The following is a 21390-nucleotide window of genomic DNA, read 5'->3' as shown; positions in this document are numbered from 1 at the left end:
TGCTATTGTGCAGCTAACCGCAGGATCACGGGCTCATTAGCTGGCGGAAATTTTTCGGCATCACTGGCCTGAAGTTCCACCCAGTTACCCGGCTGTCCCTCTTTTCCCCAGGGTTCACCTTCCCAGTTTTCCACCAGCCAGAACCACAGCGTGATGTGCCTGTCCGGAAACTGGTATTCAAGCTTATCAAACAGCGTTGCGCCAAGCGGAGTTATTCCCACCTCTTCCTGAAGCTCCCGAATCAGCGCCTCTTCCGGCGTTTCACCTGACTCGATTTTACCGCCAGGAAACTCCCACTTGTTCGCCATATGGGCGTCGGCAGCGCGCTGGGTGATGAAGATTTGGTTTTGCGGGTTGCGAATAATCCCGACGGCAATTTGCAGTATTTTCATAGTGTCACTTCCATAAAAAAGGCGCAGAAATCTGCGCCTTTTTGTTTTTTTATGAACTTAGCTCAGACGGCCGTGGCACGCCTTGTACTTTTTACCGGAACCACACGGGCACGGATCGTTACGACCCACTTTACGATCGCCGGTCTGCGCGGCGATCGCGGCTGCGGCTTCGCTTTCGTCAGTCTGGTGGCTCAGCTGCTGCATCTGCGCCAGACGCTCAGCTTCTTCACGACGCTGCTGCTCCATCGCTTCCACTTCTTCCGGCATGCGCACCTGAACCTTGCTCAGGGTGCTGATTACTTCGTACTTCAGTGATTCCAGCATAGAGGCAAACATGGAGAAGGATTCACGCTTGTACTCCTGCTTCGGATCTTTCTGCGCATAGCCACGCAGGTGGATACCCTGACGCAGGTAGTCCATTGCCGCCAGGTGCTCTTTCCACAGGGAGTCCAGGGTTTGCAGCATGACGCCTTTCTCGAAGTGACGCATCATCTCTGCGCCAACCACTTCTTCCTTACGCTTGTAGACGTCCAGCGCGGTTTCGTAGATACGCTCGCGCAGGGTCTCTTCATGCAGCTCAGGCTCTTTATCCAGCCACTCTTTGATTGGCAGATCGAGATCGAAGTCGTTTTTCAGGCGTTCCTGCAGGCCTTCAACATCCCACATCTCTTCCAGAGACTGCGGTGGAATATGTGCGTCGATGGTGGCTTTAAACACATCTTCGCGAATGCTGTTGATGGTTTCGCTCACGTCGGACACGTCCAGCAGTTCGTTACGCTGGGTGTAGATTGCACGACGCTGGTCGTTGGCAACGTCATCGTATTCCAGCAGCTGCTTACGAATATCGAAGTTGCGGCTTTCCACTTTACGCTGGGCGTTTGCGATCGCTTTAGTCACCCACGGGTGCTCGATGGCTTCGCCTGGCTTCATGCCCAGCTTGCGCATCATGCCCGACACGCGGTCGGAGGCGAAAATACGCATCAGCGCATCTTCCATAGACAGGTAGAAGCGGGAGGAACCGGCATCACCCTGACGACCTGCACGGCCACGCAGCTGGTTGTCGATACGACGAGATTCGTGACGCTCGGTACCAATGATGTGCAGACCACCGGATGCCAGCACCGCGTCGTGACGCACTTGCCAGTCGGCTTTGATCTGCGCGATCTGTTCTGGCGTTGGGTTTTCCAGCTCCGCCACTTCCGCCTGCCAGCTACCGCCGAGCATAATATCGGTACCACGGCCCGCCATGTTGGTGGCGATGGTCACGGCTGCCGGATAACCCGCCTGCGCAACGATATCTGCTTCTTTAGCGTGGAATTTGGCGTTCAGAACATTGTGTTTGATGCCCGCTTTGGTCAGCTCGTTGGAAACCACCTCAGATTTCTCAATCGAGATGGTCCCCACCAGCACCGGCTGACCATTGGCGGTACGATCGCGAATATCTTCGATGATCGCCTGAATTTTTTCCGCTTCGGTCATGTACACCAGGTCCGGCATATCCTTACGGATCATCGGACGGTTGGTAGGTACTACTACGGTATCCAGCTTGTAGATGGAGCTGAATTCAAACGCTTCGGTATCGGCAGTACCGGTCATCCCTGCCAGCTTCTCGTACAGACGGAAGTAGTTCTGGAAGGTGATAGAGGCCAGCGTCTGGTTTTCGTTTTGAATATCCACGCCTTCTTTGGCTTCAACAGCCTGGTGTAGACCGTCAGACCAGCGACGCCCCTGCATGGTACGGCCAGTATGTTCATCGACGATGATGACTTCACCGTCTTTTACGATGTAGTCGACGTCGCGGGTAAACAGCGCGTGGGCACGCAGCGCAGCGGTCACGTGGTGCATCAGCATGATATTGCTCGGGGAGTACAGGGACTCACCCTCTTCCATGATGCCTTCAGCGACCAGCAGCTCTTCGATTTTCACCAGGCCGCGTTCAGTCAGGTTGACCTGACGCGCTTTTTCATCAACGGAGAAGTGGCCTTCACCCTGGAAGGTATCGGAGTCTTCTTTCTCCTGACGCAGCAGGTGTGGAATGATTTTGTCGACTTTACGGTACATTTCGGAGCTGTCTTCGGCCGGGCCGGAGATGATCAGCGGGGTACGCGCTTCATCGATCAGAATGGAGTCAACCTCATCCACCAGCGCATAGTGCAGCTTACGCTGTACGCGCTCTTCGGGGCTGAACGCCATGTTGTCGCGCAGGTAGTCGAAGCCGTATTCGTTGTTGGTGCCGTAGGTGATGTCCGCGTTGTAGGCTTCGCGCTTGGCGGGTGCCGGCAGTCCGGACATGTTAATGCCAACGGTCATGCCGAGGAATTCGAACAGCGGACGGTTGTTTTCGGCGTCACGCTGCGCCAGATAGTCGTTGACGGTAACGACGTGAACGCCCTTACCGGTCAGTGCATTCAGGTAAGCTGGCAGCGTTGCGGTCAGGGTTTTACCTTCACCGGTACGCATTTCCGCGATGCAGCGCTCGTTGAGCACCATACCACCCAGCAGCTGAACGTCGAAGTGACGCATGCCGAACACACGCTTACTTGCTTCACGTACTACGGCGAAAGCTTCCGGGATCAGGCTTTCTAAGGTTTCACCTTTTTCCAGACGCGCGCGGAATTCCGCGGTTTTCGCTTTCAGCTCGTCGTCGGAGAGCTTCTCCATCGCCGGTTCCATACCGTTGATGACGTTTACCGCTTTGCGCATACGGCGCAGGGTACGATCGTTACGACTACCAAAAACTTTGGTTAATAATTTGATTAGCATAATAAATTCTCAAACGCCCCAGATGGGCAGATAAATTAAGGTATTGAAAAAGGATTAATTTAGCTGAGGCGTTGTGGCCCGGCACGGATGCCGTGAGCCTGGCTAATCCAGGTTGAAATGGAGAATGATGCTGGGGGAACAAACCAGGTTTGTGCCGTCTGGCTCACGGTTACAGGCGGCTGGTTGTCCTGCGTCAGAAGCGCATTAAGCGTATCGAGCAGGGCAAGATGCTGAGCCTGAACCGGCAGCGTTTCTTCCGCAGCAGGCATCGTCTGCGGCGCCATCGCGAACGACAGATGACGGATAACCGTGCGGATGGCGTGTTGCTGCCAGTAATCAACGGAGAAATTTGGACGACGGCTGGCTTCAAGCCATGCGAGGTTAGTAAAGTTAACCCGCGTCGAGAGATCGTGTTTGGTCGTAGTGGAACGTGCTGGCGTCGCCGCTTCCGCGCTGTTGCTGAGCGCAGGCAAGCCGAGACTCGCCGCGACCATCCCTAATAAGAGATGCGGCCAGAAGTAACGTCTGCCAAATTGTCGCCAGCGCGTCAGTATTCCGCTCACCTGCTCCACCACATAAGCCAGCCTGTTACAGGCTGAAGTCAGTTATTCTTTTTTAGCGCCCAGATATTACCACTAAAGCCAATACACAGCAGCAGGAATGACGTCCTGTCGCAGGGAAAAACGGTCAAGAATGCAGCTAACGCACAGATTTTCTGCGCCGGGTAATTTAAGAAAAGAAGCTGGAGTCGCCAAAGAAGGGATAAAAATAAAAACGACTGGTCTTCCTGGTCGGAGAGAGTACCAGGTTAACCAGTCGATTTTTTACGAACGGTATAGACCGTTACGCCAGAACCATGCTTGGTGCTTTGAAGGCCAGCGGCAGTTCAGCTTCGTCTTCAAAGGTCACATATTCCCAGGCTTCCTGTTTTGCCAGGACGGCCTGCAACAGTTTGTTGTTCAGTGCATGACCGGATTTGAACGCGGTAAATGCACCAATGATGTTGTGACCACACATAAACAGGTCGCCGATCGCATCCAGCATTTTGTGACGAACGAATTCATCTTCAAAACGCAGGCCGTCTTCGTTCAGTACGCGATAATCGTCAACAACGATGGCACAATCGAAGCTGCCGCCCAGGCACAGGCCGCGGGACTGCAGATATTCGATATCACGCATGAAGCCAAACGTACGTGCGCGGCTGATCTGGCGCATAAACGCATCAGCAGAGAAGTTCATCGCATAGCGCTGGGTGCTGGAGTCAATCGCCGGATGGTTAAAGTCGATGGTAAAGTCCAACGAGAAACCATTGTACGGTTTGAATTCAGCCCACTTGTCGCCATCTTCGACGCGAACGGTCTCTTTGATGCGAACAAATTTCTTCGCGCAGTTCAGTTCTTCGATGCCGGCATCCAGCAACAAATAAACGAACGGAGCAGCACTGCCATCCATAATCGGGATTTCTGGTGCATCGACTTCAACAATAATGTTGTCGATACCCAGACCCGCCAGGGCGGCGTTCAGGTGCTCTACGGTAGAAATCCGCACGTCATGCTCGTTCACCAGACAAGTACAGAGCATTGTATCACGCACAGATTTGGCATCGGCCGGAAAATCTACCGGTGGATTCAAGTCGGTGCGACGATAGATGACCCCGGTATTGGCCGGCGCAGGGCGTAACGTCAGCGTGACTTTCTTGCCGGTATGTAAACCGACACCCGTCGCCTGAACGATACGTTTAAGTGTCCTTTGTTTGATCATCGTATAATCTCGCCAAATTAACTATCCAACCGAGAGTGTATATCACTAACGGTGGGCCAGTTTAGCACAAAGAGCGCAAATCCCCAAATTCCAGCCAATTCTTAGTCAGCTTGCTTACGCAGGAACGCCGGGATGTCCAGATAATCTGGCTCTTTCGCCGTTTGCGGCGTTGGGTCGTTCACTACTTTCGCGGCCGGTTTTTGCTCCTGAGTCAGAGGAGACATACCGTGCTGCTGGTAACGATCCATTACCGGTTGCTGAGTCTGCTTGTTGGTCACGAGGGTGATCTCAGGACGCTTGTCCATACCGATACCGGTCGCAACAACGGTAACACGCAGCTCGTCGTTCATTTCCGGGTCAAGGGAAGTACCGATTACCACGGTCGCGTTGTCAGAGGCGAACGCACGGATGGTGTTACCCACGGTTTCGAACTCATCCAGACGCAGGTCAAAGCCAGCGGTAATGTTGACCAGCACGCCGCGCGCACCAGACAGATCGATATCTTCCAGCAGTGGAGAAGAGATCGCCATTTCAGCCGCTTCTTCCGCACGGTCTTCACCGCTTGCCACGCCAGAGCCCATCATCGCGTAGCCCATTTCAGACATCACGGTGCGAACGTCTGCAAAGTCAACGTTCATCAGGCCAGGACGGGTAATCAGTTCAGCGATACCCTGAACCGCGCCTTTCAGCACGTCGTTTGCTGCACCGAACGCGTCCAGCAGGGAGATACCGCGACCCAGAACTTTCAGCAGCTTGTCGTTCGGGATGGTGATCAGCGAGTCCACATGCTTGGACAACTCGGTGATACCCTGCTCCGCAAAGGCCATACGCTTCTTACCTTCGAAGTTGAAAGGCTTGGTCACGACAGCAACGGTCAGGATACCTAAATCTTTTGCCACTTCAGCCACAACAGGTGCTGCACCGGTACCGGTACCGCCGCCCATACCAGCTGCGATGAAGACCATGTCCGCACCTTCCAGTGCAGCACGCAGGGCTTCACGATCTTCTTCAGCCGCGTTGCGACCGACTTCCGGGTTAGCCCCAGCGCCCAGCCCTTTGGTGATACCACCGCCGATCTGGATAGTCTGGCCTACAGCCGTTTTACGCAGTGCCTGCGCATCGGTGTTAACTGCGAAGAATTCAACACCTTCAATGCGTTCACGCACCATATGCTCTACGGCGTTACCGCCGCCGCCACCGACGCCGATGACTTTAATCACCGCGTCGTTGGTCAGTTCCATAGGTTCAAACATAATTTCTCTCTCCGTTGTGCCTGTCGCCCGAGACCGCTAATTCTCTCCGGTCTCTTAAAAAAATTAAAACTCTTTTCGCAACCAGTTGTTCAGTCGTTTGACCCACGACCCCACTGAGACGCGTTTTTCCACTTCTGCTTCACCACTGAGATGAGATTCCTTCCCGTAGTGGAGCAGGCCCACAGCCGTTGAATAGTACGGCTCCTGAGCATAATCCGTTAAACCGGTAATATTCAGCGGCGCACCAATACGCACCTGCGTATGGAACACGCGCTGAGCGCAGGCCGCAAGACCTTCAATTTGCGCTGCACCGCCGGTTAATACAATCCCCGCCGCAAGATGATGCTTAACACCCTGCTGACGAAGCTGTTCCTGAAGCTGTAAAATTTCTTCGTTGACCAGGTTGAGCAGCTCGGTATAGCGCGGCTCAATCACCTCTGCCAACGTCTGGCGCTGCAGGCTACGCGGCGGACGGCCGCCCACGCTCGGCACTTCAACGCTCTCATCTTTGCCAACAATGGAACCCAGCGCACAGCCGTGGCGCACTTTAATCGCTTCTGCATCGCTCGGTGGCGTACCAAAAGCGTAAGCAATATCGCTGGTCACAACGTTCCCTGCATACGGGATCACTTTGGTGTGGCGCAGCGCACCGCCGGTATACACGGCCATGTCCATTGTACCACCACCGATATCGACCACACAGACACCCAGTTCACGTTCGTCTTCGGTCAGCACGGAATAACTTGCCGCCAGACCGGCGAAAATAAGTTGGTCAACTTTCAGGCCACAACGTTCAACAGCTTTTACAATGTTCTTCGCCATATCGTTGTGACATGTGATCAGGTGCACTTTTGCCTGCATACGCACGCCGGACAGACCAACCGGGTTCTTGATCCCTTCCTGGTAGTCGATCGCATATTCTTGCGGGATCACGTGCAGCACGCGATGTTCATCGCGCACGCGCACGGACTTCGCCGTATGCACAACATTCTCAACGTCTTCCTGCGTCACTTCTTCTTCGGAAATCGGCACCATACCGATTTCGTTCTGGCAGCTAATGTGCTTGCCAGAAAGGGCCAGATAGACAGAAGAAATCTGGCAATCTGCCATTAATTCAGCCTGATCGATGGCGCGCTGTACGCATTTCACCACCGACTCAAGGTCGTTTACCCCACCTTTATCCATACCACGGGACGGGCAACTGCCCACGCCAATGATATTGACCATACCGTCGGGCAGAACTTCCCCTACTAAAGCGGCAACCTTCGCGGTGCCAATCTCCAGTCCAACTACCAGTTTTCTGTCCGTCGCCTTGATCATTGTTGTTCTGCCTGTACCTGTGCCTGATTCTGTTGCTGATTAGGTTCCTCGACCGGAGCCGGCTCCCAACCGACTGCTGCGCCTGAGTCATAGCGCAAATCAACGTAGCTTATCCGTTTGCCGTCCGTCTGCGCCTGCTGTTGTAAAACCGGGTAAAGTTCTACAAAACGCGCCAGACGTTTCATTGTGTCGCCGCGTCCCAGGTTTAGCTTTATGCCGTTCGTCAACGTCAACTGCCAGGAGCGGCGCGCCGTCATCGCAGCATCTTTTAACGTAAACCTGTCCTTCGCCAGCACCTGCCCCATTTCACGAAAACCCTGCAATACTTCGTTTTCGCTACCTTCAGGGCCATACAACATCGGTAAATTTTGCTTGTTGACACGATCGCTCGGGACGCTGAAGGAATTTCCGTCTACGTCAACCATGTGCTGATCATTCCAACGCGCAATGGGCACATATTCAACCAGATGAATCTTCAATTCATCAGGCCATTGCTTTCTGACACTCGCCTGTTTTATCCATGGCAGCCGTTCAATCTGGCTCTGGATAATATTGACGTCCTGCGTCATAAAGGTGCCAGGCGATCCCAGCGCCAGAATAGACTGGCGAATATCATCGTTACGCGTGTAGTGACGCTCGCCGGTCACCACCAGCTTTGACAGCGGCAGGCGCTGCGCATCTTCCATCCAGCCCAGCACCATCCAGCCGCTGATAAACACGGTGCACAGCACCCCGAGCAGGAAAATTATCCCTGCAAGACGCGTTCCATTACTCCGGCGTGAAGACGTGTATTCTTCTTCGTCATCGCGGTTGCGCGTGTTCAATGCAGCCTGAGACATATCAGCCCGCCTGGTCCAGAATACGTACGACTAACTGCGAGAAGCTCATTCCCGCCTGACGCGCGGCCATCGGCACAAGGCTGTGGCTGGTCATGCCTGGAGAAGTGTTTGCTTCCAGCAGATAAAATTGCCCGTCTTGATCCTGCATCACATCAATGCGCCCCCAGCCGCTGCACCCCAGTACATTCCAGGCTTTGAGCACCAGAGACTGTAATTCGGCTTCACGCTCGGCTTCAAGACCAGATGGACAGAAATATTGCGTCTCGTCAGAGAGATACTTCGCCTCATAATCATAGAAGACGCCAGCAGGTTGGATGCGAATCGACGGTAAAATTTCTTCACCCAGCATCGCGACGGTAAATTCCGGGCCGCTGAGCCATTTTTCAATCAAAACTTCTTCATCATGTTGAAAAGCCAGCGCTAAAGCGGACGCTAAATCGACAGCTTTATCGACCTTTGACATCCCCACGCTCGACCCTTCCCGGCTCGGCTTAACAATAACCGGTAAGCCCAGTGCCGCAATGCGTGCATTAACGCTGTCCGACAGACCCAATTCAAATTCGCTGCGCGTCAGTGCCACCCACGGCGCAACGGGTAAACCCGCTCCCTGCCAGAGTAACTTACTGCGCAGTTTATCCATAGAAATGGCGGAGGCCATCACGCCGCTGCCGGTGTACGGCAGGCCGATTAAATCCAGAAGTCCCTGCAGGGTTCCGTCTTCACCGCCACGACCATGTAATGCGATAAAGACTTTGTCGAAGCCCATCGCTTTTAATTGCGTTACGTCGATCTCTTTTGGATCGACCAGGTGCGCGTCTACGCCGCCTTCACGCAGGCCCGCCAGTACGGCTGCGCCGGAATTCAGAGAAACCTCGCGCTCAGCGGAGGTGCCGCCAGACAGGACAGCAATCTTATCAGCCATGATGCTCATCCTCCTGGTTTTGCGGCTTCAGTTTGATTTCAGCTAAGGTACGGGCGATTTTGCCGATATTTCCCGCCCCCTGAATCAGGATCAGATCGTTACCGGTCAGGACCGGTGCCAGAATTTCCGCCACCTGAGCCGGGTCAGAAACCAGAATTGGGTCCACTTTACCGCGCCCGCGGATTGTACGACACAGGGAACGGCTGTCCGCACCCGGGATCGGCGTTTCGCCTGCGGCGTAAACATCCAGCATCAGCAGGGTATCGACCTGCGACAGCACGCTGGCAAAATCGTCATACAGATCGCGGGTACGCGTGAAGCGGTGCGGCTGGAAGATCATCACCAGATTTTTCTCCGGCCAGCCCGCACGTGCGGCTTTGATGGTCGCATCCACTTCGGTCGGATGGTGACCATAGTCGTCCACCAGCATGGCGGTGCCTGGCTTACCGTTCACCGCGTCCAGCGGGAACTCACCGAGGAAATCGAAGCGACGGCCCGTGCCCTGGAAACTTTCCAGCGCGCGCAGAATAGCCTCATCATCAATGCCTTCTTCCGTCGCAACGGCCACTGCCGCTGCGGCATTGAGCGCGTTATGGCGTCCTGGCGCATTCAGCGTGACGTGCAGCAGCTCTTTGTCCTGACGCGCCAGGGTGAAATGCCCCTGCGCACCAATCTGCTTGTACTCTTCCACGCGGACGTCAGCATCGTCGCTGAAGCCGTAAGTGGTGATTTGACGCCCGACGCGCGGCAGCAGCTCGCGGATCACCGGGTCGTCCACGCACATCACCGCACGTCCATAGAACGGCAGGTTGTGCAGGAAGTTGATAAAGGTCTGCTTTAAGTTCTCGAAGTCACCCTGGTAGGTATCCATATGGTCAGCTTCGATATTGGTGACAATCGCTACCATCGGCTGCAGGTGCAGGAACGACGCATCGCTCTCATCCGCTTCCGCAATCAGATAACGGCTGTGGCCCAGACGCGCATGTACGCCTGCGGCTTTAACCAGACCGCCGTTGACGAACGTCGGGTCGAGACCCGCTTCCGCATAAATACTGGAAACCATCGCCGTGGTCGTGGTTTTACCGTGGGTCCCGGCAATCGCGATGCCGTGGCGGAAACGCATCAGTTCCGCCAGCATTTCTGCACGGCGGATCACCGGAATGCGCGCTTCGTGCGCGGCAACGATTTCCGGGTTGTCAGAGGAGATGGCGCTCGAGACCACCACCACGCTAGCATCGCGCACGTTTTCCGGGCGATGGTTGAAATAGATAGTCGCCCCAAGCGACGCCAGCTGCTGCGTTACAGGGTTTGGCGCCAGGTCAGACCCGCTGATCTGATAGCCTTCGTTAGCTAACACTTCGGCAATACCGCCCATGCCAGCACCACCGATGCCAACAAAGTGAATGTGCCGGACGCGACGCATCTCGGGCACGATTGAACGCAGTTTTGCCAGTTGTTGTGTATTCATTCTCTAAACGCCATCGACTACTTAAAATTCGTGCAGCGCAACACGCGCTGCGAGGGTTAAGCCTGGGCTGCCAGGCTCACTTCTTTTGCCACCCGTTCCGTCGCATCAGGGATAGCGGCCGCGCGCGCGCGCTGAGCCATCTCCAGCAGTGCGTCTCTGTTCCAGCCCGCCAGGGTGGTGGCGACCGCATCGGCGGTAAATTGTGGCTGCTCAAAAATTTTTGCCGCGCCGGCTTTCTCAAGCGGCAACGCATTCCAGTACTGCTGTCGGTCTTTGTGCTGGAACGGCACAAACAGCGCGGGTAAACCTGCGGCGGCGATTTCGCTCACCGTCAGCGCGCCAGAGCGACAGACCACGACATCGGCCCAGGCATACGCTGCCGCCATGTCGTCGATAAACTCTGTGACTTTATGCTGCGGCTGCCCTGCCCCGGCATAAGCCTGTTCAACGGTCTGCTGCGCGCCTTTTCCGCTTTGATGCCAGATCGTGACGGTATCGCCCAGCTTTGCGGCAACCTGCGGCATCGTCTGGTTTAAGACACGCGCCCCCTGAGAGCCGCCGACGACCAGTATACGAACCGGCCCTTCACGGCCCGTCAGGCGAGCGTCCGGTAGCGGCAGCGCCAGCACGTCCACACGCACCGGGTTACCCACCACGTCCGCTTTCGGAAACGCGCCGGGAAACGCCTGCATCACTTTGGTGGCGATTTTCGCCAGCCACTTGTTGGTCAGACCGGCGATACCGTTTTGCTCATGCAGCACAACGGGAATGCCTAATGACCACGCAGCCAGCCCGCCGGGGCCAGAAACATAGCCGCCCATGCCCAGCACCACATCGGGCTTAAAGCGCTTCATGATGGTGCGCGCCTGACGCCAGGCGTTAAAAATACGCACCGGCGCCATCAGCATGGCCTTGAGGCCCTTGCCACGCAGGCCGGAAATACGAATAAAGTCGATCTCGATACCGTGCTTCGGCACCAGGTCGGCCTCCATGCGGTCTGCGGTTCCCAGCCAGCGTACTTGCCAGCCCTGCTCCATTAAATGGTGCGCAACCGCCAGCCCCGGGAACACGTGTCCGCCGGTACCGCCTGCCATCACCATTAACCGCTTCGGTTGATTCATCGTGAACCTCGTGTAAACGCCTGGGCTTTCTCCAGACGCGTCTCATAATCTATACGTAACAAAAACATAATGGCCGTCGACATGATCAACAGGCTCGAACCACCATAGCTGATCAGCGGCAACGTCAGACCTTTGGTCGGCAGCATACCTGCTGCGGCCCCGACGTTAACCAGCGCCTGGAAGCTAAACCAGATACCAATTGAGCAGGCTAAGAAGCCCGAGAAGCGGTGATCGATCTCCAGCGCTTTTCGGCCAATCGACATGGCGCGGAAAGCGACGAAGAATACCATTAAAAGCGCTAATACCACACCGATATAACCCAGTTCTTCCCCAATAATGGAGAAGATGAAGTCGGTGTGCGCTTCCGGTAAATACTCCAGTTTCTGTACTGAGTTGCCCAGACCTTGCCCCCAGACTTCACCGCGACCAAAGGCCATCAGCGACTGCGTCAGCTGATAGCCGCTACCGAACGGATCTTCCCACGGGTTCCAGAACGAGGTCACGCGGCGGATACGGTAAGGCTCGGCGAGAATCAGCAGCACCACCGCTGAAATCCCCATCCCGATAATGGCGATGAACTGCCACAGCTTGGCCCCCGCCAGGAACAGCATCGCCAGCGTGGTAACAAACAGTACGACAACGGTCCCGAGGTCAGGCTGCGCCAGCAGCAGGATCGCGAGCACCAGAATCACGCCCATCGGTTTTAAGAAGCCGCGAAGGTTGTTACGCACTTCATCAACCTTACGGACCAGGTAGTTCGCCAGATAGCAGAACAACGAAAGCTTGGTAAATTCCGCTGGCTGAATACGCAGCGGCCCGAAGGCGATCCAGCGCGATGCCCCGTTAACGGAGCTCCCGACAACCAGCACGATCAGCAGCATGATGATGGAGGCGATCAGCATCGCGGTGCTGTGCCGCTGCCAGAACGCCATCGGCAGACGAAGCGTCACCAGCGACAGGCAGAACGCCAGAATGATGTACAACCCGTCACGCTTGGCGAACAGGAAGGGATCGTTCGCCAGACGCTGTCCAACAGGCATGGAAGCCGAGGTCACCATGATAAAGCCGATCGCCGCCAGCCCCAGCGTCAGCCAGAACAGGGTGCGGTCGTACATAATCAGGCTATCGGAATCTTTATCCCGTGAAGCCATCACCCAGCCTTTCAGCGCCGCAAACAGCCACACCAGGATCCCAAATCCTGGCAGGCGCGGCATTTTCAGGCGAGGGAGAGATAAACGCATCAGCCTAACTCCTTCGCAAGGCGGGTAAAGACATCGCCACGCTGTTCAAAATTCTTAAACTGATCGAGGCTGGCGCAGGCCGGAGAGAGCAGAACCATGTCGCCAGGCTGCACGCGCGGGGCGATCAGGCGCATCGCCTGCTCCATCGTTTCAGTTTGCTCGGCAATTTCCGGGCGTAGCTCAGCCAGCTCGCTGCCGTCACGGCCAAAGCAGTACAGACGGATGTTATCGCCGGTGAGGTATTGCTTCAGGGAGGAGAAATCAGCGGATTTACCGTCACCGCCCAACAGAAGATGCAGGGTACCGTCAACGTGCAGGCCGTTCAGCGCGGCCTCCGTGCTGCCCACGTTGGTGGCTTTGGAGTCGTTAATCCAGCGCACGCCGTTATGCTCCAGCGCCAGCTGGAAGCGGTGCGCCAGACCAGTAAACGTGGTCAACGCTTTCAGGCTGGAGGAGCGCGGCAGCCCTACGGCATCCGCCAGCGCCAGCGCCGCCAGGGCATTGGTGTAATTGTGCTGGCCGGAAAGCTTCATCTCCTTCACGTTCAGCACTTTCTCGCCTTTCACGCGCAGCCAGGTTTCGCCCAGCTGACGGTTCAGGTGGTAATCCCCCATGGTGATACCAAAGCTGATGCAGCGCTCGTCCGCGCCGCGCACCGGCATGGTCAGCGCGTCATCGGCATTAACCACGCAGACTTTGGCATTTTCGTATACGCGCAGCTTGGCGGCGCGGTACTGCTGCAGACCAAATGGATACCGGTCCATATGATCTTCCGTCACGTTGAGGATCGTTGCAGCGGCGGCATGCAGGCTGGAGGTGGTTTCAAGCTGGAAGCTGGAGAGTTCCAGCACGTACAGCTCGCAGCCTTTGTCCAGCAGCATCAGCGCTGGTAAACCAATGTTGCCGCCAACGCCGACATTTTTCCCCGCTGCTTTCGCCATTTCACCCACCAGGGTGGTGACGGTACTTTTGCCGTTGGAACCGGTAATCGCGATAACGGGTGTCTGCGCTTCGCGGCAGAACAGCTCGATATCGCCAACAATTTCAACGCCCGCATCCGCAGCGGCGCTCAGCGAAGGGTGCGCCAGCGCCATACCCGGGCTGGCAACAATCAGATCGGCTGCCAGCAGCCAGTCATCATTCAGACCACCAAGGTGGCGTTCAACCTGTTCTGGCAGCTTGTCCAGACCCGGCGGAGAGACACGCGTATCCATCACGCGCGGCGTCACGCCACGCGCAAGGAAAAAGTCCACGCAGGACAGGCCAGTGAGGCCTAACCCGATGATAACGACTTTTTTGCCCTGGTAATCTGCCATGATTAACGTACCTTCAGCGTTGCCAGGCCAATCAGCACCAGCATCAGCGAAATAATCCAGAAGCGCACGATCACGCGCGGCTCCGGCCAGCCTTTCAGTTCATAGTGGTGGTGGATCGGCGCCATCCGGAAGATGCGCTGACCGCGCAGCTTGAAGGAGCCGACCTGCAAAATCACCGACAGGGTTTCAACCACAAACACGCCGCCCATGATCACCAGCAGGAACTCCTGACGCAGCAGCACGGCGATAATGCCGAGCGCGCCGCCCAGCGCCAGAGAACCGACGTCGCCCATAAAGACCTGCGCAGGATAGGTGTTGAACCACAGGAAGCCCAGCCCCGCGCCGACAATCGCCGTACAGACGATAACCAGCTCACCCGCATGACGCAGATAAGGAATGTGCAGGTAGTTCGCAAAGTTCATGTTACCGGTCGCCCACGCCACCAGCGCAAAGCCGGCCGCCACGAAGACGGTAGGCATAATCGCCAGACCATCCAGACCATCAGTCAGGTTAACGGCGTTCCCGGTGCCGACAATCACAAAGTAGGCCAGCAGGATGTAGAACAGCCCCAGCTGAGGCATCACGTCTTTAAAGAACGGCACCACCAGTTCGGTGGCGGGCGTGTCTTTTCCTGCCAGATACAGCGCGAAGGCGACGCCCAGCGCGATCACCGACATCCAGAAATACTTCCAGCGGGCAATCAGGCCTTTGGTATCTTTGCGAACGACTTTGCGGTAATCATCCACAAACCCGATGATGCCGTAGCCCACCAGTACGGTCAGCACGCACCAGACGTACGGGTTAGACGGATAGGCCCACAGCAGTACGGAAACGACGATCGCGGTCAGGATCATGATCCCGCCCATGGTCGGCGTACCGCGCTTGCTGAAGTGCGACTCCGGACCGTCGTTACGCACAACCTGACCGAAAGAGAGTTTTTGCAGACGGGCAATCATGCGCGGGCCCATCCACAATGAGATGAACAGCGCAGTCAGCAGGCTGACGATGGCGCGAAACGTCAGATAGGAAAAGACGTTAAAGCCTGAATAATATTTGACCAAATGTTCGGCCAGCCAAACTAACATGTCCCGTTCTCCTGTAATGCGTGCACAACCTCTTCCATGGCGGCACTACGTGAACCTTTCACTAACACTGTCACAATTTGTTTTTCTGTAATCAACGCTTTAAGGCGCTCTATCAACGCGGTTTTGTCAGCAAAATGTTCGCCAACGCCGCTGGCCTGGCTAATCGCCTGGCTCAGTTTTCCTGCGCTCAGCACGCAGTCCAGCCCCGCCGCTTTCGCCGCTTCTCCCACCTGGGTATGGCAGGCTTCGCTTTCGTCGCCCAGCTCTGCCATATCGCCAACTACCATGATGCGATAGCCCGGCATTTCAGATAACACCTGCACCGCTGCCGTCATTGAGCCGACGTTGGCGTTGTAGGAGTCATCCAGCAGCAGCTTGTTCTCCGAAAGCTGAATCGGGAACAGACGCCCCGGCACGGCTTTCAGGTTCGCCAGACCTGCTTTGATCGCATCATGCGATGCGCCTACCGCCATGGACAACGCCGCAGCCGCAAGCGCGTTGGCAATGTTATGGCGACCCGGCAGCGGCAGCAGCACCTCAACGCCACCCGTTGGGGTTGTCAGCGTGAATTCCGTGCCATGCGACGTCACATGGATATTGGTCGCGGTAAAATCACTGTTGGCTGCGTTCGGCGAGAAACGCCAGGTTTTACGCGAACCAATGATGCTCTGCCAGTTCAGCCAGTCGTTGTTGTCGGCGTTCAGAATGGCAATACCGTCATCCGGCAGGCCGGTGTAAATCTCACCTTTGGCTTTCGCCACGCCTTCCAGCGAGCCAAAGCCTTCCAGATGCGCAGCCGCGAGGTTATTCACCAGCGCCGCTTCCGGGCGAGTCAGGCTTACAGTCCAGGCGATTTCGCCCTGGTGGTTTGCCCCTAACTCAATCACCGCATAGTCATGCTCTTTGGTCAGGCGAAGTAATGTCATCGGCACGCCGATGTCATTATTGAGGTTGCCCGCGGTATAAAGCGTGTTACCACACTGGCTGAGAATGGCAGCCGTCATCTCTTTTACTGACGTTTTGCCTGATGACCCGGTCAGCGCGACGACGCGAGCAGATACCTGCTGACGCACCCAGGCGGCCAGTTCACCGAACGCAAGACGCGTATCTTTCACCACAATCTGCGGCAGATCGATGTCGAGCCTGCGGCTGACCAGCAGCGCGCCCGCGCCATTCTCTTTGGCCTGTCCGGCAAAATCATGCGCATCAAAACGCTCGCCTTTCAGCGCCACAAACAGACATCCCGCGGTCACTTTGCGCGTATCGGTCGTGACGGCGTCAATGGTCAGATCCTGACCCAGCAGTTCACCGTGCAGCACGGCAGCGGCCTGGCTTAAGGTGATGCTAATCATGCGACGACTCCCAGCAGACGCGCTGCCGTTACGCGGTCGGAGTAATCCAGACGACGGTTGCCAACAATCTGATAATCTTCATGACCCTTACCGGCCAGCAGAACCACGTCGTTTTCTTTTGCCTGCATGATGGTGTTCGTCACGGCTTCCGCGCGGCCTTCCACCACGCGAGCGCGGCCCGCGTCCAGCATGCCCGCCAGAATGTCGTTGATGATGGCGCGCGGCTCTTCCGTACGCGGGTTGTCATCGGTGACTACCGGAATATCTGCGAACTGCTCCGCAATGGCGCCCATCAGGGGACGTTTGCCCTTGTCACGATCGCCGCCGCAGCCAAACACGCACCAGAGCTTACCGGTGCAGTGCAGACGCGCCGCTTCCAGCGCTTTTTCCAGCGCATCCGGCGTGTGGGCGTAATCGACCACCACGGTCGGTTTGCCCGGCGCGCTAAACACTTCCATACGGCCACAAACCGGCTGCAGACGCGCTGACGTTTTCAGCAGTTCGTCCATCGGGTACCCCAGCGCCAGCAGCGTCGCCAGCGCCAGCAGCAGGTTGCTGACGTTAAAAGCGCCCATCAGACGGCTTTCAATTTCGCCTTCACCCCACGAAGAGGTAAAGCGAATTGTCGCCCCGCTATCGTGATAATTCACCGCAACCGCCTTCAGCCAGCGGCCGTGGCAGTTCGGATTAATATGGTCTTCCATCGACACCGCTACCGCGTCCGGCAGCTTCGCCAGCCAGCGGCGGCCCACTTCGTCGTCGGCGTTGATGATGGCTTGTCCGTAATGGTGAGTGGAGAACAGCAGCCATTTCGCGGCTTCGTACTGTTCCATATCACCATGATAGTCAAGATGATCGCGGCTCAGGTTGGTAAACACGGAAGCCGCAAATTTCAGCGCTGCCACACGGTGCTGTACCAGGCCGTGCGAGGAAACTTCCATCGCGGCAAAGGTTGCCCCCTGCCCTGCCAGACCGGCAAGCACGTGCTGTACGTCAACCGCGGAGCCTGTGGTGTTTTCCGTCGGGCTCACTTTGCCCAGCAGGCCGTTACCCACGGTGCCCATCACCGCACCGGTTTCTCCCAACAGCTGCGCCCACTGCGCCATCAGCTGGGTCGTGGTCGTTTTTCCGTTTGTGCCCGTCACGCCAACCAGCCGCAGCTGGTCAGAAGGTTCATGATAAAAACGTCCTGCCAGCGCAGAGAGACGCTCATTCAGCTGGCTGAGATAGATAACCGGCACACCGTGCATTTCACGGACCTCACCGTCGGTTGCCTCGTCTTTGGCCTCAGCAATAATGGCAGCAACACCTTGCGCAATCGCCTGCGGGATATAACGACGCCCGTCCGCCTGATGACCGACCACCGCCACAAAAAGATCGCCAGAAGCAGCCACGCGGCTGTCCAGTACCATCTCTCGTAGTGCTCGCGCAGGTAGCATAGGCACCCACGGAGCGAGAAGGTCGCGCAAATTACGATCTGCCACCTGTACCCTCGCCTTGATTAATTACAAATTCACTTTTTTCGCCCGTCGCCAGCGCATCCGGTTCGATGTTCATGGTGCGCAGTACGCCGCCCATGATGGCCCCGAACACAGGCGCGGAGACGGCGCCGCCGTAGTATTTACCCGCCTGTGGGTCGTTAATCACGACCACCAGCGCAAAACGCGGATTGCTTGCAGGCGCAACGCCTGCGGTATAGGCAATGTATTTGTTGATGTAGCGGCCGTCTGGCCCCACTTTTTTCGCCGTACCGGTTTTAATGGCGATGCGGTAGCCTTTGATGGCCGCCTTCACGCCGCCGCCGCCCGGCAGCGCCACGCTTTCCATCATGTGCACAACGGTACGAACGATAGATTCCGGGAAGATACGCTCGCCCGGAACCGGTGGATCAACTTTGGTAATCGACAGCGGGCGATAAACGCCATAGCTGCCAATCGTTGCGTAGACTCGCGCTAACTGTAACGGAGTTACCATTAGCCCGTAGCCGAAAGAGAAGGTGGCCCTCTCTATGTCAGACCACCGTTGTTTTTGAGGATATAAGCCACTGCGTTCTCCGACCAACCCCAAATTGGTCGCCTTTCCTAGCCCAAAACGTGAGTAAGTCTCTACTAACGCTGAGGACGGCATCGCTAACGCCAGCTTTGAAACACCGACGTTACTCGACTTCTGTAACACCCCGGTCAGGGTCAATTCGCTGTAGCGCGCCACGTCTTTAATTTCGTGGCCGTTGATACGGTAAGGGATGGTATTAAGAACCGTGTTTTCATTGACGATACCGCGCTGAAGCGCTGTCATCACCACCATCGGTTTCACCGTGGAGCCGGGTTCGAACACGTCGGTGATCGCCCGGTTACGCATCGCATCTTTTGCGGTGCCGGTAAAATTATTCGGGTTGTAGGACGGGCTGTTGGCCATCGCCAGCACTTCGCCGGTGCTGACGTCTACCAATACGGCGCTGCCAGACTCGGCCTTGTTGAAGGCCACGGCGTTGTTCAGCTCGCGGTAGACCAGCGCCTGCAGGCGCTCGTCGATACTCAGCGCCAGGTTGTGCGCTGCCTGGCTGTCAGTGGAAGAGATATCCTCAATGACGCGTCCGTAGCGGTCTTTACGTACGATACGCTCGCCAGGCTGGCCGGTGAGCCACTTATCGAAGCTTTTTTCAACGCCCTCAATCCCCTGGCTGTCGACGTTGGTGAAGCCGATGAGGTGAGCGGTTACTTCGCCTGAAGGATAATACCGACGGGATTCCTCACGCAGATGTATGCCCGGCAGCTTCAGTTTACGGATGTAGTCCGCCATGTCAGGGTTAACCTGACGCGCCAGATAGATAAAACGCCCTTTCGGGTTGGCGTTGACGCGGGAGGCTAGCTGATCGAGCGGCATTTTCAGTGCATCAGACAGCGCTTTCCAGCGGTTATCAAGCGTAATGCCACCGGCATCGTGCAGTTCTTTCGGGTCGGCCCAGATCGCTTTTACCGGCACGCTCACCGCCAGCGGGCGACCGGAACGGTCAGTGATCATTCCGCGAGAAGTCGACACTTCCTGAACGCGAAGGGAGCGCATATCCCCCTGGCGTACCAGCATGTCAGGGGCGATGATTTGCAACCACGCCACGCGTCCCAGCAGGAAACCCAGCGCCATTAAAATGCAGCCGCAAAGCAACGCAAAACGCCAACTGATAAAGTTGGCCTGTTCTTCCTGACGTTTTGGTTTGAGCGTTTTTGCCGCTGCTTTCATGCGTCGCGTGTTCCCTTATTTTTGTACTACGATATTTTCCTGGGAAGGATCAACATGCTGCAGTTGCAGCTTTTCCGTTGCGATCCGTTCAACCCGGCTGTGATCGCCGAGCGCGTTTTCTTCAAGGATCAGATTTCGCCATTCAATATCCAGCGCATCGCGTTCCAGCACCAGCTGCTCGCGTTGCGCAGTCAATAAACGAGTATGGTGGGCAGTCGTTACCACCGTGACTGCCGTAACAATGATGCAAATGAACAAGCAGAGTGGCAGTTTCCCGAACCGCAAAAGATCGTCGCCGATCACGCCAGGCAAGGCATGGCGCTCGTTGCTTCCTAACGATCCCTTAACTTTGCTTAGGGTTTCTGTCACTCTGCCGATCATGCGTTCGTCCTCTCTGCAACTCGCAGCACTGAACTACGGGCGCGTGGATTCTCTGCCACCTCTTCTTCGCCCGGCATCAACTTGCCTAATGCTCGCAACTGACGGCCACCCAGTTTCCTGAGTTGTTCTTCCGTCATCGGCAGCCCCGCAGGAACCTGAGGACCGCGGCTCTGTTCACGCATAAAGCGTTTCACAATGCGGTCTTCCAGCGAATGGAAGCTGATGATGGATAACCGCCCACCCGGGGCCAGCACGTCGAGCGAGCTTTTTAGCGCCAGCTCTATTTCCTCCAGTTCACTGTTTACCCAGATGCGAACCGCCTGGAAGGTACGGGTCGCGGGATGTTTGTGCTTATCCTTCACCGGCGTGGCCGCCGCAATCACTTCGGCCAGCTCTTTGGTGCGGGTCATTGGCTCAACGCGATTGCGCTCAACGATGGCGCGCGCAATGCGCTTGCCAAAACGTTCTTCACCGAAGGTTTTGATCACCCAGGCAATATCCGCTTCGTCAGCGGTCTGTAACCACTCGGCTGCAGACTGGCCGCGCGTCGGGTCCATACGCATGTCCAGCGGACCGTCGCGCATAAAGGAAAAGCCGCGTTCGGCATCATCAAGCTGGGGTGAAGAGACGCCAAGATCGAGAAGAATCCCGTCGATCTTGCCCGTAAGATCGCGCTCGGCTACATAATCCGCGAGCGCAGAGAAAGGTCCATGCACGATGGAAAAGCGTGGGTCATTGATGGTCTGTGCAACAGCAATCGCCTGCGGATCGCGATCGATTGCCAGCAGACGTCCTTCCTCACCAAGCTGGGAGAGGATCAAACGCGAGTGACCACCGCGACCAAAGGTGCCATCAATGTAGATGCCATCCGGACGAATATTCAGGCCGTTGACGGCCTCGTCCAGTAACACCGTTTTATGTTTATAATTTTCCATCATA

Annotated in this window: 18 protein-coding genes; all 18 read right to left on the bottom strand. The window is 56.4% G+C overall.

Annotation, left to right across the window (positions count from 1 at the left end):
- Positions 1-2: 2 nt before the first annotated feature.
- Positions 3-392: an 8-oxo-dGTP diphosphatase MutT gene (gene mutT, locus MX657_RS04165; protein WP_080328684.1), complete on the bottom strand. Its 390-nt coding sequence runs from the start codon at positions 390-392 to the stop codon at positions 3-5.
- A 57-nt stretch (positions 393-449) separates the two neighbouring features.
- Positions 450-3155 carry a preprotein translocase subunit SecA gene (gene secA, locus MX657_RS04160; protein ID WP_119916035.1) on the bottom strand — a complete coding sequence of 902 codons (2706 nt, stop codon included), beginning with the start codon at positions 3153-3155 and terminating at the stop codon, positions 450-452.
- Positions 3156-3214: 59 nt separating this feature from the next.
- On the bottom strand, positions 3215-3718 hold the full coding sequence (gene secM / locus MX657_RS04155) for a secA translation cis-regulator SecM (RefSeq protein WP_080328723.1): 504 nt from the start codon (positions 3716-3718) through the stop codon (positions 3215-3217).
- Positions 3719-3998: 280 nt separating this feature from the next.
- A complete protein-coding gene (gene lpxC, locus MX657_RS04150) occupies positions 3999-4916 on the bottom strand; it encodes a UDP-3-O-acyl-N-acetylglucosamine deacetylase (RefSeq protein ID WP_008501977.1) in 918 nt (305 codons plus the stop codon).
- Positions 4917-5017: 101 nt separating this feature from the next.
- On the bottom strand, positions 5018-6169 hold the full coding sequence (gene ftsZ, locus MX657_RS04145; protein ID WP_008501978.1) for a cell division protein FtsZ: 1152 nt from the start codon (positions 6167-6169) through the stop codon (positions 5018-5020).
- Positions 6170-6232: 63 nt separating this feature from the next.
- Positions 6233-7489, bottom strand: coding sequence for a cell division protein FtsA (gene ftsA, locus MX657_RS04140; RefSeq protein WP_006173845.1), 1257 nt, complete (start codon positions 7487-7489; stop codon positions 6233-6235).
- The gene (gene ftsQ, locus MX657_RS04135) at positions 7486-8328 is read right to left on the bottom strand and encodes a cell division protein FtsQ (RefSeq protein ID WP_116342512.1); all 843 of its coding nucleotides are present in this window, start codon (positions 8326-8328) and stop codon (positions 7486-7488) included. The genes ftsA and ftsQ overlap by 4 nt, the downstream gene beginning before the upstream one ends.
- Before the next feature lies 1 nt (position 8329).
- Entirely contained in the window at positions 8330-9250 is a 921-nt protein-coding gene (locus MX657_RS04130; protein ID WP_217479513.1) for a D-alanine--D-alanine ligase, read from the bottom strand.
- Positions 9243-10718: a UDP-N-acetylmuramate--L-alanine ligase gene (gene murC, locus MX657_RS04125; protein ID WP_119916037.1), complete on the bottom strand. Its 1476-nt coding sequence runs from the start codon at positions 10716-10718 to the stop codon at positions 9243-9245. Before murC ends, MX657_RS04130 begins: the two co-directional genes overlap by 8 nt.
- A gap of 56 nt (positions 10719-10774) precedes the next feature.
- The gene (gene murG, locus MX657_RS04120) at positions 10775-11839 is read right to left on the bottom strand and encodes an undecaprenyldiphospho-muramoylpentapeptide beta-N-acetylglucosaminyltransferase (RefSeq protein ID WP_219366769.1); all 1065 of its coding nucleotides are present in this window, start codon (positions 11837-11839) and stop codon (positions 10775-10777) included.
- Positions 11836-13080 (bottom strand): cell division protein FtsW, encoded by a 1245-nt coding sequence (ftsW, locus tag MX657_RS04115; protein WP_218728546.1) that lies wholly within the window; start codon positions 13078-13080, stop codon positions 11836-11838. The genes murG and ftsW overlap by 4 nt, the downstream gene beginning before the upstream one ends.
- A complete protein-coding gene (murD, locus tag MX657_RS04110) occupies positions 13080-14396 on the bottom strand; it encodes a UDP-N-acetylmuramoyl-L-alanine--D-glutamate ligase (RefSeq protein ID WP_346807406.1) in 1317 nt (438 codons plus the stop codon). Before murD ends, ftsW begins: the two co-directional genes overlap by 1 nt.
- A gap of 2 nt (positions 14397-14398) precedes the next feature.
- Positions 14399-15481: a phospho-N-acetylmuramoyl-pentapeptide-transferase gene (gene mraY, locus MX657_RS04105; RefSeq protein ID WP_008501985.1), complete on the bottom strand. Its 1083-nt coding sequence runs from the start codon at positions 15479-15481 to the stop codon at positions 14399-14401.
- Positions 15475-16833 carry a UDP-N-acetylmuramoyl-tripeptide--D-alanyl-D-alanine ligase gene (gene murF / locus MX657_RS04100; RefSeq protein WP_346807404.1) on the bottom strand — a complete coding sequence of 453 codons (1359 nt, stop codon included), beginning with the start codon at positions 16831-16833 and terminating at the stop codon, positions 15475-15477. Before murF ends, mraY begins: the two co-directional genes overlap by 7 nt.
- Positions 16830-18317 carry a UDP-N-acetylmuramoyl-L-alanyl-D-glutamate--2,6-diaminopimelate ligase gene (murE, locus tag MX657_RS04095; RefSeq protein ID WP_346807402.1) on the bottom strand — a complete coding sequence of 496 codons (1488 nt, stop codon included), beginning with the start codon at positions 18315-18317 and terminating at the stop codon, positions 16830-16832. The genes murF and murE overlap by 4 nt, the downstream gene beginning before the upstream one ends.
- Positions 18304-20070 (bottom strand): peptidoglycan glycosyltransferase FtsI, encoded by a 1767-nt coding sequence (locus MX657_RS04090; protein ID WP_346807400.1) that lies wholly within the window; start codon positions 20068-20070, stop codon positions 18304-18306. Before MX657_RS04090 ends, murE begins: the two co-directional genes overlap by 14 nt.
- 15 nt (positions 20071-20085) lie before the next feature.
- Complete coding sequence (gene ftsL, locus MX657_RS04085) at positions 20086-20451, bottom strand: cell division protein FtsL (protein ID WP_006173860.1); 366 nt, start codon at positions 20449-20451, stop codon at positions 20086-20088.
- Positions 20448-21389, bottom strand: coding sequence for a 16S rRNA (cytosine(1402)-N(4))-methyltransferase RsmH (rsmH, locus tag MX657_RS04080; protein ID WP_028015503.1), 942 nt, complete (start codon positions 21387-21389; stop codon positions 20448-20450). The genes ftsL and rsmH overlap by 4 nt, the downstream gene beginning before the upstream one ends.
- Position 21390: the final 1 nt, after the last annotated feature.

Origin of the sequence: Enterobacter chuandaensis (assembly GCF_039718975.1) — a bacterium.
GTDB lineage: Bacteria > Pseudomonadota > Gammaproteobacteria > Enterobacterales > Enterobacteriaceae > Enterobacter > Enterobacter chuandaensis.
The sequence above is the reverse complement of the archived record's forward strand: the minus strand, read 5'-3'. Positions and strand labels throughout refer to the sequence as shown.

Excerpts from the sequence above, each read along its gene's own strand:
- mutT (WP_080328684.1), bottom strand. The coding sequence starts at position 392 with ATGAAAATACTGCAAATTGCCGTCGGGATTATTCGCAACCCGCAAAAC.
- secA (WP_119916035.1), bottom strand. The coding sequence starts at position 3,155 with ATGCTAATCAAATTATTAACCAAAGTTTTTGGTAGTCGTAACGATCGT.
- lpxC (WP_008501977.1), bottom strand. The coding sequence starts at position 4,916 with ATGATCAAACAAAGGACACTTAAACGTATCGTTCAGGCGACGGGTGTC.
- ftsZ (WP_008501978.1), bottom strand. The coding sequence starts at position 6,169 with ATGTTTGAACCTATGGAACTGACCAACGACGCGGTGATTAAAGTCATC.
- ftsA (WP_006173845.1), bottom strand. The coding sequence starts at position 7,489 with ATGATCAAGGCGACGGACAGAAAACTGGTAGTTGGACTGGAGATTGGC.
- ftsQ (WP_116342512.1), bottom strand. The coding sequence starts at position 8,328 with ATGTCTCAGGCTGCATTGAACACGCGCAACCGCGATGACGAAGAAGAA.
- MX657_RS04130 (WP_217479513.1), bottom strand. The coding sequence starts at position 9,250 with ATGGCTGATAAGATTGCTGTCCTGTCTGGCGGCACCTCCGCTGAGCGC.
- murC (WP_119916037.1), bottom strand. The coding sequence starts at position 10,718 with ATGAATACACAACAACTGGCAAAACTGCGTTCAATCGTGCCCGAGATG.
- murG (WP_219366769.1), bottom strand. The coding sequence starts at position 11,839 with ATGAATCAACCGAAGCGGTTAATGGTGATGGCAGGCGGTACCGGCGGA.
- ftsW (WP_218728546.1), bottom strand. The coding sequence starts at position 13,080 with ATGCGTTTATCTCTCCCTCGCCTGAAAATGCCGCGCCTGCCAGGATTT.
- murD (WP_346807406.1), bottom strand. The coding sequence starts at position 14,396 with ATGGCAGATTACCAGGGCAAAAAAGTCGTTATCATCGGGTTAGGCCTC.
- mraY (WP_008501985.1), bottom strand. The coding sequence starts at position 15,481 with ATGTTAGTTTGGCTGGCCGAACATTTGGTCAAATATTATTCAGGCTTT.
- murF (WP_346807404.1), bottom strand. The coding sequence starts at position 16,833 with ATGATTAGCATCACCTTAAGCCAGGCCGCTGCCGTGCTGCACGGTGAA.
- MX657_RS04090 (WP_346807400.1), bottom strand. The coding sequence starts at position 20,070 with ATGAAAGCAGCGGCAAAAACGCTCAAACCAAAACGTCAGGAAGAACAG.
- ftsL (WP_006173860.1), bottom strand. The coding sequence starts at position 20,451 with ATGATCGGCAGAGTGACAGAAACCCTAAGCAAAGTTAAGGGATCGTTA.
- rsmH (WP_028015503.1), bottom strand. The coding sequence starts at position 21,389 with ATGATGGAAAATTATAAACATAAAACGGTGTTACTGGACGAGGCCGTC.